The sequence below is a fragment of the Streptomyces sp. NBC_01431 genome (assembly GCF_036231355.1).
Lineage (GTDB): Bacteria > Actinomycetota > Actinomycetes > Streptomycetales > Streptomycetaceae > Streptomyces.
On sequence record NZ_CP109496.1, the window covers coordinates 2197388 to 2208981 of the forward strand.

The 11594-nt window shown below is 72.3% G+C and carries 7 protein-coding genes; all 7 read right to left on the bottom strand.

The window, feature by feature from the left end; genetic code table 11:
- Positions 1 to 113: 113 nt before the first annotated feature.
- The 7 genes from OG522_RS10110 to OG522_RS10140 all read right to left on the bottom strand — a co-directional run bounded on the left by OG522_RS10110 (position 114) and on the right by OG522_RS10140 (position 11155).
- Positions 114 to 932: a S1 family serine peptidase gene (locus OG522_RS10110; protein WP_329462620.1), complete on the bottom strand. Its 819-nt coding sequence runs from the start codon at positions 930 to 932 to the stop codon at positions 114 to 116.
- A gap of 134 nt (positions 933 to 1066) precedes the next feature.
- Positions 1067 to 2620, bottom strand: a complete 1554-nt coding sequence (locus OG522_RS10115; protein ID WP_329462621.1) for an RNA polymerase sigma factor — start codon at positions 2618 to 2620, stop codon at positions 1067 to 1069.
- Positions 2621 to 2943: 323 nt separating this feature from the next.
- Entirely contained in the window at positions 2944 to 3828 is an 885-nt protein-coding gene (locus OG522_RS10120) for a FadR/GntR family transcriptional regulator (protein ID WP_329462622.1), read from the bottom strand.
- A gap of 160 nt (positions 3829 to 3988) precedes the next feature.
- Positions 3989 to 5713, bottom strand: coding sequence for an ATP-binding cassette domain-containing protein (locus OG522_RS10125; protein WP_329462623.1), 1725 nt, complete (start codon positions 5711 to 5713; stop codon positions 3989 to 3991).
- A gap of 176 nt (positions 5714 to 5889) precedes the next feature.
- The gene (locus tag OG522_RS10130) at positions 5890 to 6654 is read right to left on the bottom strand and encodes an NUDIX hydrolase (protein ID WP_329462624.1); all 765 of its coding nucleotides are present in this window, start codon (positions 6652 to 6654) and stop codon (positions 5890 to 5892) included.
- 95 nt (positions 6655 to 6749) lie between these two features.
- Positions 6750 to 8687 (bottom strand): glycogen debranching N-terminal domain-containing protein, encoded by a 1938-nt coding sequence (locus tag OG522_RS10135; RefSeq protein WP_329462625.1) that lies wholly within the window; start codon positions 8685 to 8687, stop codon positions 6750 to 6752.
- Positions 8688 to 9457: 770 nt separating this feature from the next.
- On the bottom strand, positions 9458 to 11155 hold the full coding sequence (locus tag OG522_RS10140; RefSeq protein ID WP_329462626.1) for a DUF4192 domain-containing protein: 1698 nt from the start codon (positions 11153 to 11155) through the stop codon (positions 9458 to 9460).
- Positions 11156 to 11594 lie beyond the last annotated feature (439 nt).

Genomic DNA, 11594 nt, shown 5'->3' on the forward strand with positions numbered 1-11594 from the left:
ACCTCGCATCACGACGAGCCAGGGCCGGTCCAGGACCGGCGACGGGCGGCACTCCCCGTGCAGGGGGAGCGCCGCCCGTTCTCATGTCCGGTCGGGCCCTGCCGCCGCCTTGCTCAGGCGGCCGTGCCGGTCTGCCAGGGAACGGCGGACACCCGCGTGTAGACCCCGGGGTTCTCGGCCTGTCCGCAGCCGATCCCCCAGGACACCAGACCGATGAGCCGGCCACCGGCCACCAGCGGCCCGCCGCTGTCGCCCTGACAGGCATCGTGGCCGCCCTCAGGATCGCCCGCGCACAGCATGGTGGACCGGACGTACGTACCGTCCGAGTTCGGCGGGTAGGCGCGCTCACAGACCCCGTCGTCCAAGACCGAGACATGACTCGCGCGCAGCGCCGTCGGGTAGCTGCCGCGGCCGGTCGTGTCACCCCAGCCATAAACGGTGGCCCTGGTGCCCGCCTGGTACTCCGGGGCACCGGAGGGGGCCGGGGTGATGGCGTATCCGGCGGGCAACGGCGCGGCCAGCGTCAGCACCGCCAGATCGCCCGCGTTGGTCACCGGGTCGTAGCCCGGGTTGACCCAGGTGGCGCTCACCGCGACCTCCTGGCCGGCGGTCGAACGCAGCTCGGTGCGGCCCGCGATCACCTTGAGATCCCGCAGCTGCGCGACGTCCACGCCCAGCACGTCGCGACGCAGACAGTGCGCGGCCGTCAGCACCTTGGTGGGCGAGACGACCGCTCCCCCGCAGAACTGGCCCGCACGCGTACCTCCGAACCGGTCACGGCTGGAGACCGCCACAATCCAGGGACTGTCGGCGATCCGGACCGGTTGCCCGCCGATGACGACGCTGTCGGCGGCCGCAGGCGGAGGTGTCCCCAGGGCCGCGACCGCAAGGACGGCCGCCCCCGTGGCGGCTTGGGCGATGGGACGGCGCATACGGGTCTCCTGACTCTCGGTGACACGGGCACACCCAGCGTCATTCATCCCGTCACGCGCCGCACCCGCGCACATACGCGCGAGGGCCCGGCCTCCCTGGGGAGACCGGGCCCTCGTTGACGTACGAGCGCGACCTAGTCGAGGTAGTCGCGCAGCACCTGCGAACGCGACGGGTGGCGCAGCTTCGACATGGTCTTGGACTCGATCTGGCGGATCCGCTCACGGGTCACGCCGTAGACCTTGCCGATCTCGTCCAGGGTCTTCGGCTGACCGTCGGTGAGGCCGAAGCGCATGGAGACCACGCCCGCCTCGCGCTCGGAAAGGGTGTCGAGCACCGAGTGCAGCTGCTCCTGGAGGAGCGTGAAGCTCACCGCGTCGGCCGGAACGACCGCCTCGGAGTCCTCGATGAGGTCACCGAACTCGCTGTCGCCGTCCTCACCCAGAGGGGTGTGCAGCGAGATCGGCTCACGGCCGTACTTCTGGACCTCGATGACCTTCTCGGGGGTCATGTCGAGTTCCTTGGCCAGCTCCTCCGGGGTGGGCTCGCGGCCCAGGTCCTGGAGCATCTGGCGCTGAACGCGCGCGAGCTTGTTGATGACCTCGACCATGTGCACCGGGATACGGATGGTGCGGGCCTGGTCGGCCATGGCGCGGGTGATCGCCTGACGGATCCACCACGTGGCGTACGTGGAGAACTTGTAGCCCTTGGTGTAGTCGAACTTCTCGACCGCGCGGATCAGACCGAGGTTGCCCTCCTGGATGAGGTCCAGGAAGAGCATGCCGCGGCCGGTGTAGCGCTTGGCCAGCGAGACCACCAGACGGAGGTTGGCCTCCAGGAGGTGGTTCTTGGCGCGGCGGCCGTCCTCGGCGATGATCTCCAGCTCGCGCTTGAGCTTCGGCGCCAGCTTGTCGGCGTTCGCCAGCTTGTCCTCGGCGAACAGGCCGGCCTCGATGCGCTTGGCGAGCTCGACCTCCTGCTCGGCGTTGAGGAGGGGGACCTTGCCGATCTGCTTCAGGTAGTCCTTGACCGGGTCGGCGGTGGCACCGGCGACGGCGACCTGCTGGGCCGGAGCGTCGTCCTCGTCCTCGTCGGACAGGACGAAGCCCTTGCTCTCGCCCTCGGGCTCCTCGTCGTCACCCTTGCCGGGCGCGGCGTCCTCGAGGAGCTCGTCGCCCTCGACGATTTCCTCGTCGTCGCCCTTCTTGGCGGCGGTCTTCTTCGCCGCGGTCTTCTTGGCCACCGTCTTCTTGGCGGCGGTCTTCTTCACGGCCGCCTTCTTGGCGACGGCCTTCTTGGGGGCGTCCCCGGCCTCGTCGGCCGGCACGTCCACGGTCTCGGCCGGAGCCGCGGAAGCGGCGACGGTCCTGGTAGTGGTCACGGCGGTCTTGGCCGCGACCGTCTTGGTGGCGGTGCGCTTCGCCGGGCTCTTCGCTGCGACGCTCTTGCGTGTGCGCTTCGGTGATTCCGCGGCACTGACCATCAGCGTCACACCCTCTTCCTCGAGGATCTGGTTGAGGCTGCGCAGAACATTCTTCCACTGGGTCGGCGGAATCTGGTCGGCTTCGAAGGCCCGACGCACGTCATCGCCGGCGATCTGTCCATCAGCCTTTCCCCGCTCGATGAGCGCCATCACAGACTCGGACTCGGCGATCTCCGGCGGGAGCGTACGGGATGTGCTGGCCGACACGAACAACCTCTCGAAACGATGGAAAACGGCTTCCGGCCCCGCCCAGGATCGGGCCGGAGCCGACGACCACCGGCTGGGGATGTGCCGGGGGCGCGGGCTGAACCTCGGAGCTGCACAGCGCCACACCTGGCCGCTGTATTCCCTCCTCGGCTGTTACCTCTTAAGTCATCGCCTGATTCCGAGGAGTGTTACGCGCAATCTTCGTGGCCCGAGTCACACCCCAAAGGAGACTTAGGGACCACAAGGGGCAGATACCCAGTTATCGAGTGCGCCGGACCCCCTCGGGGGGATCCGGCGGCTCAGCCCGTCCGCCGGGAGCCCGCTCAGTGCTCGCGCGGTGCGGGAACGACCCGCTCCACCTCCGGGTGGACGGTGAGCAGTTGACGCATGGCCGCCTCGGCAGCGGCGGCATCGCCGTTGGCCAGAGCGTCCACGATCCGTCCGTGGTGGGCGAGGGAGCCGTCCGTGGGGCGGTCACAGCCGGTGACCGGGCTGCCGGAGACCTGGAGTGCCGAGGAGACGATGCCGGAGAGGTGCTCCAGCATCCGGTTGCCCGCGAGCTGGATCAGCAGGGAGTGGAACTCGGCATCGGCCCGCGAGAAGGTGATCGCGTCCCCCTGGGTGAGCGCGTGGCCCATGATCTCCACCATGTCGCCGAGGCGCTGCTGCACGTCCTCGCGGCCGTGACCGGCGGCCAGCCGGGCGGCCAGCGGCTCGATGGTCCAGCGCAGCTCGGCCAGCTCGCGGCGCTGGTCGTCGCGCTGGGGGCCGAAAGCGCGCCACTCGATGATGTCGGGGTCCAGCAGGTTCCAGTCGCTGACCGGGCGGACCCTGGTGCCGACGTTGGGGCGGGCGCTGACCAGGCCCTTGGCCTCCAGGACGCGCAGGGACTCGCGGACGACCGTACGGGAGACCTCGAAGCGCTGGCCGATCTCCTCGGGGACGAGCGGGCGGTCCGCGCCGAGGTCGCCGGAGACGATCATCTGACCGAGCTGCTGGACGAGTTGACCGTGCAGGCCCCTGCCCCGGCTACCTGCCGCGCGCCGGCCCATCCGGCCAAGATCTGCGTCGCCGCCGTCCCAGGACGGGGCGCCGACCCGATCTGACGGGCGCGCCTCCGCGTAGGGGTAGCGGTCGAGTTCGCCCGGAGCCGCGAGGCCGGCGTCGACGGTGCGGGCGGTCATCATGCTGTGCGCAAGGGTGCTCATGCACCCTTTGTCGGCGGGACTCCGGCGACCCTTGAGGTCTTTGGTGAAAAGCACACGAAAGGGTGATCACCGCCGTCGCCGCAATTGACGCTTTATCGGAAAGAAGCGGGCATCTCCAAGGGAGTTGTGGCCAGATCCTCCCGCTGGGGTCATGAGGGGCTCACCAACGGGCCCTGGCGCGAAGGCCGGTGAGCAGATAAGCGCAGACCAGGATGGACAGCGACAGCGCCAGTGCGGCTCCGACCGGCTCGGCGACCAGATGCAGGACACCGATGAGCCAGTGGTCCAGGCCGTGCGGCCACCGCACCCAGGCCAGGTCGCGCAACCGGTCCGGGAGCCCGGCGACGGAACGCGCCGAAGGACCGTCCAGGGCCTTCTTCAGGAGCGGTACGACGATGACGGGCACGGCGAGCACCGCGGCCAGACCCGCCGTGGTGGCCCGGAAGATCCCGGCGGCGAGCAGCCCGGCCCAGGCGCAGCCGACGGTGAGGCCCGCCCAACTGGCGCCCAGCGCGGGCCACCCCGGCGGCAGCGCCGCCAGGTCGCCCCCGTACACCAGGTGCAGCACCTGGTGGTCCAGGGCGACCGCGAGGGTGGCGAGCAGGAGTGCCGCCGCCGCGGTCACGACGAGCTTGGCGGCGAGCAGGCCGAGGCGGCGCGGGACGGTGCCGCGGTCGGCGGCGAGCGCCGGGTAACGGTATTCGTCGCCGAAGGCGAGCGCGCCGAACAGGCCCGCGCCGAGCGCGGCGGGCGGCAGGGGGAGCAGTCCCGGCCAGGCGGCGAGGAGCCTGGGCAGCGGCTCGTGCCCGCCTCGGGCGAGCAGCACGGCAAGGGCCGCCGACACGGCGAGAACGGCCCCCGCCAGCAGGAAGGTTGTCCGTACGCCCAGGAGCCTGCGCAGTTCGTAGCGCAGGGGGCGCAGCGGGGCACGGGCCGGCCGCGGGGCAATGGGCAGCGGGTGGGAACTCCGGGGGGCGGCGGGGCGTTCCTGGGGTGGGACGGAGACGCTCGGGCCGGTGTCGCCGATCTCGTCGGCAAGTTGATGGAGCAGCACGCCGTTGCGGAAGGCCGTCTCCCCGACCTCCGCGCAGCTGCTGCCGTACACGGACAGGTGCGTTCCGTCCTCCGCGACCACCTCGACCGAGCGCTGGGCGGCACGAGCCTCGCGGCTGACCAGGTCACCTAGGCGGGCGGCGTGGGGGGTGGCGACGGCGACCCGGGGACGCAGCCGGGTGCGGGCGAACTCGGCGGCGTGCTGGTCGGCGACGAGGCGACCGCCGTCGATGGTGACGACCCGGTCGGCGACCCGGGCCGCTTCCTTCGGATCGGCGAAGGTGCACAGGACGGTGCCGCCTTGGTCGGCGTGGCCGCGCAACAGTCCGTACAGCCAGGCGTTCTCGCGGGGCGAGAGGCCTTCGGCGGGCTCGTCGAGGAGGAGGGTGTGCGGGTCGCCGAGCAGGGCGGCCGCCAGGCCGAGCCGACGGTCCATGCCGAGCGAGAGGGCGCCGAGGCGGTGCTCGGCGAGGCCGGAGAGCCCGACGACCTCGAGCATCTCGTCGGCGCGCGAGACCGGCACTCCGGCGACGGTGCACATCAGCTTGAGCTGGCCTCTGGTCGTTCGGGCGGGATGGCCGGGCACGTCGCCGAGGAGGGTGCCGACCTCGCGGGCGGGGTGGGCGAGTTCGTGCAGGGGGCGGCCGCGGAAGTAGGTGACTCCTCGCCCCGGTTCGAGTTCGAGCATCAGGCGCAGGGCCATCGTCCGGCCGGAGCCGGGCGGGCCCAGGAGGGCGGTGAGCTGCCCGGGTCTCGCCTCGAAGGTGAGGTCGTCCACGAGGAGCGGCAGGTCTCGCCGGGGGGCGCTGGTGAGTCCGATCGCCTGGAGCATCGCTTCTCTCGCGGTAGGTGAGACGGCTCGGCGGCAAGCCGGGGGTACCCCAGCAAGATAACGCGACATTTCGGACTTTTGGCGCAGGGTTGGGTCAGGGCGCCCCCGAATGTCAGGCCTTTGGGCGTGGGTTGGGGCAGAGGGCCCCTCGCGCCGACCGTCCGCGAAGCCCGGCGTCAGACCTCGGGCCGCAGCATCGGGGGGTTCAGCAATGTCGCACCGCCGGCCCGGAACAACTGGGCCGGGCGCCCGCCCTGCCGTGTCGTGGTGCCGCCGGCCGGAACCAGGAAGCCGGGCGTACCGGTCACCTTGCGGTGGAAGTTACGCGGATCCAGGGCGACGCCCCACACCGCCTCATACACCCGGCGCAACTCGCCGACAGTGAACTCGGCAGGACAGAAGGCGGTGGCGAGCGAGGAGTATTCGATCTTCGACCGGGCGCGTTCCACCCCGTCGGCCAGGATCTGGGCGTGGTCGAAGGCGAGCGGCGCGGGCTGTTCGCCGTCGCGGCCGAAGCCGTCGTCCTGGTTGAGCAGGTCCTCGACGGGGGCCCAGCGCGCGCTGTGCGCGTCGCCGCCCGCGCGCGGCGCCGGCAGGTCGGGGGCGAGGGCGAGGTGAGCCACGCTGACCACCCGCATCCGGGGGTCGCGCTTGGGATCGCCGTAGGTCGCGAGCTGTTCGAGGTGGGCGCCGTTGACGGGAGCCGGGCCCGACGGGGCCGAGGCACACAGCCCGGTCTCCTCGCCGAGTTCTCTCGCTGCCGCCGCGGAGAGGTCCTCGTCGCCGCGGACGAATCCGCCGGGCAGCGCCCAGCGCCCCTGGAACGGTGGCTCCCCGCGGCGCACCACGAGCGCGCAGAGCGCATGACGGCGCACGGTCAGCACGACCAGGTCGACGGTCACGGCGAAGGGCGGGAAGGCCGACGGGTCGTAGGGCGACATGCCGTGATCATAGTCGTCTGCCTGACGATAAACACTCCCCTCGACACCCCTGGGCACTTCTTCTCCCGCCTCTTCTCCGATGGCGCTCACGCCTCTCAGCCTCCCAACTGGAGCCATGCGGCGGCCTGCTCGACCATGCCGACGCCGAGCCTGCTGATCCGTACGGTGAACGGCTCACCCGCCACGTTCAGCCCCGCGAGCCGGATCGCGCCGAGCGGGGCGGACCGTACGGGGGCGAGTGCGACCGATCCGGCCGGGGCGTCCGGGCGGATCCCGGCGAGGGCGGTGAGCAGGTGAATGCCGGCGGCCGCGGCCACCGCCGCCGGGCGGCAGGCGGCCGGGTGCGGCGCCGGGGCGGAGTCCGCGGTGCGCTGCTCCCCCGCGTACATTTCGGGCAGGCGGTGCCCGAACGCCTCGGCGGCGTCCAGGACTCCGCGCAACAGGGCGCCGGCCTCCTTCTCGTATCCGGCGGCCGCGAGGCCCGCGACGGCGATGGCGCTCTCGTGGACCCGCACCGCACCTGCGCGGTGGCCGAAGGGGTTGTATCCCGGCTCCTTCGCGGAGAGCCCGCGCAGTCCCCAGCCCGAGTCCATCGCGGGGCTGCCCAGCAGCCGGGCCAGTTGTTCGGTCTGCACCTTGTCGAGCAGCCCCGGCGCGAGTCGGCCACCGCCGAGCAGTCCGGTGTCCAGCAAATGGGCGGCGCCCGCTCCGAGCAGCGGAACAGGACGGCCCTCGGCGGTCCTGGCTGCCACGGGACGCCCCCCGCTGAGATCGTCCAGCCAGAACTCCGCCCGGAACCGGCCCCGGAGCGCCCCGGCCCGCGCGAGCCACTCGTCGGCCCCGGGGCGCCCGCACTCCCGAAGCAGTTCCGCACCGAGCACCGCGGCCCGGTGGACGTGTGCCTGGGTCTCGGCGCGGACAAATCCGGCGACCCCGGGACGGGTCTCGGCCAGGTAACCGCCGTCTCCCAGGGCAGCGGCCAGCCAGTGCAGACAGCGCTCCGCCGCGGGCAGCAGCTCGGCCACCTCCGGCTCGGGCAAGCCCCAGCGGCGCGCCTCCGCGAGCACCACCGGGAAAGCCAGGGTCGCCTCCACACCCGTGCAGCCCGGTGGCAGATACGGTCCCGCGTCCCTGTACGGCCCCGGAATGAGCCCCAACTCTCGCACGGTGCCCGTGAGTTGGGTCCTGGCCAGCGTGCGCAAGGTGGCTGCCGCCAGCCGGGTGGACAGCGGCAGCGCCATGCGGGCCGCCCAGAGCGCCTCGGCCGGCGCCGCCCCGCACCGCCAGGGGACACCGGCCGCGGCGTACAGGTCCGCCGGGCGCGCCGGATCACGGATCAGCAGGGCCCGCAGGTCGTCCACGCTGCGGTGCAGCAGCGGCCCGACCCGCTGATCGTCCCCCTCGGCCCTCGCGTCCTGGGGCGAGGGCAGCGGGCTCGCGGTGCGGCCGGGCGGTCGCACGGGCCGGTCGGTCCTGATGGCCAGCTGGATCGTGTACGAGCCGCCCGGCGGCAGTTCCATGGTCCAGCGCAGTACCCCGGCGGAGGCCAGCGCGTCGGTCGGCGGCGGCTGCGCACTCACCGTCGAGCGGACGCCGCCTGCGGTCCAGCGCATCCCCGAGTCGTGGACGCTGGCGGGCAGTTCGGGCCCGGCACGCCCGGCGGCGACCGCTCCGAGCTCGGCGAGGTCGGTCCCGAGGGCGATCTCCACCGGGAGTCGCAGCGGCCGGGCCGAGGAACTGCGCAGGGTGATCCGTTCGGCGCCGTCCGCCTGGCGGAGCCGTTCGACGGTGACCTCGGGGTCGGGGCCGGTGTCCGCCGCCGTGCGGACCACGGCGAGGAACCGCGCCCGATCGGCCGATATGGATCTGCCCTGAACCGCGATCGGCTCCCGCCCCGCCACCCTCAACTGGCAGCGGGAAAGCAACCGTCGGCCGTGCTGATAGAAGCCTTCGAGACCGCGCCCGGTCAGCTGTCCGTGCTCCGGCGACACCACGAGGCCGGGCAGGGCCACACAGATGACGGCAGCGTGCACGGCCGGAAGCTCCCCGGGCGCCCCGCCGGCCTTCGCCGGAGCCGCACCCGGCGGGTTCCCGACGGCGGGGCCGGAGCCGGTTCTTGGCCCGGGACCGGATCCGGTTCCTGGTCCGGAGCGGGGAGCCGGGACGGGGGCGGGGGCGCGGCCGGAGCCACCGCCGAGGCCGGAGCCGGTTCCTGGTACGGAGCCGGGGACGGGGGCGGGGCCGGGGCCGACGCCCTCGCCAGGTCCGGTAGCAGTTCCGGAGCCGGAGCCACGGCCGCTTCCGGAGCCGGGGACGGGGCCACGGCCGCTTCCGGAGCCGGGGACGGGGGCACGGCCGGGGCCGGAGTCGAGGCCGGGGCCCTCGCCAGGACTGAGACCAGTTCCGAAGCCAGGACCACGGCCGCTTGCGGAGCCAGAGCCGCAGCCGGGATGGCGGCTAGGGCCAGGGCCAGCATCGAGGCCGGGGTTGGGGCCGGTATCGGTGCCGGAACCTCGACCGGCGCTGGAGCCGACGCCAGGCACAAGGCCGATGCCAGGGTCGATGGTTCGGGGAGGTTCGGTGGGCGCCATGCGTACCCCTCTGCGCGTTGCGGACCACGAAGGCGGACCAAGCGGATCCGGTCGCTCGTGCAGCACGGCGGCCAGTGCCGCAGTGCCATCTGGGTGAACGCCGCGAGGTACGACCGGGTCACGGACGGGCACCCCGCTCTCGCCGCCCCAGGGTCGCCGACGAGCCCCAGCCCGCACGGTTCCGAGCTGTTGCTGGGGCTACACCCCTTCAATCACTCCTCCCCCCTTTCCCTCTGAACTCGCACCCCGGCCCGCCGACGAGTGCGCTCGCGCACCTTGTCCGACTTGGGGCGCGTCGGTTCACGTCGTGCCGAACTCCCCTTTTCCATACGGCTGTTGGGACGGTCCCCCGCCGACGATGCTGGTTCGCGAGGGGGCTTGGCGCGGGGTGCCCTGCGTGCGGCGGGCTCCGGCGGCACGGACGGCTTCGGCGGCGTGGTCGGCTCAGTCGACTCGACCCCTCTGGTGGGCTCCGGTAGCTCCACCGCCTGCGACCCCATCTCCGATGCCTCCGCCGATCCCTCCGGCTCTTCCTCCGACACCCCAGATTCCGACATCCTCGATGCCGACTCCTCCGCTACCGCCCCCTCAAGCGTCTCGGCCACCTCCAGCGGCTCCCCCTCGTTCCCGAACGCGGCAGCGACAGAGGCCAGCCTCGCCGCTCGCTCCTGCCTCAGACAGATGCGGAGTTCCTCGGGATCAAGACCCTGGTTGCAGGCCCGGTGGAGCAAGTCGGCGAATCGGTAATCGGGGTCCGCGCGCATCGCCATGCTCAGGGCCACCCTGGCGTTCGGGTCGTCGCCGGTCGACCAGGAGACCCATCCCGCCAGGGTGAGCAGCGCAGCGGCATGCTCTCCGTACGGCCCGACGCAGCGGCGGGCCAGCGCCCGCCACAGGCGCAGCGCGGGCTGGGCGTCGGGCCCCTCCATCCACTCGGCGGCCCAGTCCCGGGTCGTGCGGTCCTGAACGCCGAGGATCACGGCCGCGGCCTCGTCATGGGCGATGAGCCCATCGTCCAGGTCGTCCGCCGCGTTCCGGCCGAGGAGCAGAGTGGCACCCCGGCCACCCGTCGGGAACGAGCATGTGCCGCGGGCCGGAGGCGGGGGTGCGTCGGCGATGCGCCGCATGAGCCGCGCCGCCAGGTCGAGCGTCTCGTCGGCCACGCCACGTCGGCCGCCCTCGCTGAGGATGCGGGGGAACAACTGGCCGGCCGCGGCGTCAAGCGCTCGCTCCTGCTCTGCCACCGCTCCCGTGCGCCACGGCGAAAGCCGCTCCTCCATCTCCCTTAGGGATCCCCGCACTTGAATGCCCGCGTAGGTCGCCGCAGCCGCCATGACTGAGGTACCAGGCAGGGCCAGCACGTTTCCCTCCAGTGGGCAGCAGCGGGTATCGGGGCAGCAGTACGACCAGTAGCGGCCGTCGGAAATGCAGAGCGCTTCGAGGACGGGAACGTCCAGGCTTCCGCAGGCCGTGCGCAGGCGTTGGGCCAGCGGCCGCAGCCGCTCCATGACGTCGCGCCCGGTGCCGTCCGCGGTCGGATCCTGGCAGAGGAAGACGACGATCCCGTCGGGCCGCGTTCCGCGTCGCTCGCTGCCCGTGACCAGACAGTCGGCGAGTTGGGCGGCGATGTCGGGCCACTCCTGCGGCGACGCCGGCAGCCCCACCCTGACCCGGCCGCCGAATCGGCCGTTCTCGCCGTGCAGCGCGACAAGGACGGCAGAGTCGGTGGGGTGGAAACCCAGCAAGTACGGCAGAGCATCGGCGAGTTCGGCCGGGCCGCGCAGAGTGATCCGGGGCTCGGCCACCGTATCGGGGGATTCGGACTTCTGGCGTTCCAATCCCTGGGACTGGGATCCCTGGGGCTGGGGTTCGTAGGACTCGGATTCGTGGTGTTCGCTCGTGTCTCGCATGTCTCGACGGTCCCGCGATCACCGAACTCCCACCACCCCTGTGGATAACCTTGTCCACAGGGCATCGCCCCTGGTCATACAAATCGCGACGGCCGAGTCCGGTGGCGGCAGGGCGGGTCTCCAGATGCCGCACGCGCCATCGCCCAGGCTTCGAACCCGTGCCCGCCCCGTTCGACTCGTCACGGCCTGCCCACCGCGGCCGTGACTGGCCGCCGACGCCCATAACGCGACCCTGCGCTTCTCGCCGACCCGGTGCGGGATTTGGCGCTGCAGTGGTGTCGTTCAGGCATCGGCTCCATACCCAGATTCCGCGCGGGGCGGCCCACAGGTTCGGATGTCTGCGGCTCACCGTGACGGAGGACTCATCAAAACCGGCCGCCGTTTCCGGCCGCTGGAGATAGTCACCCGGCGGCACCGGTCACCTGGCGATCCCGCCTTG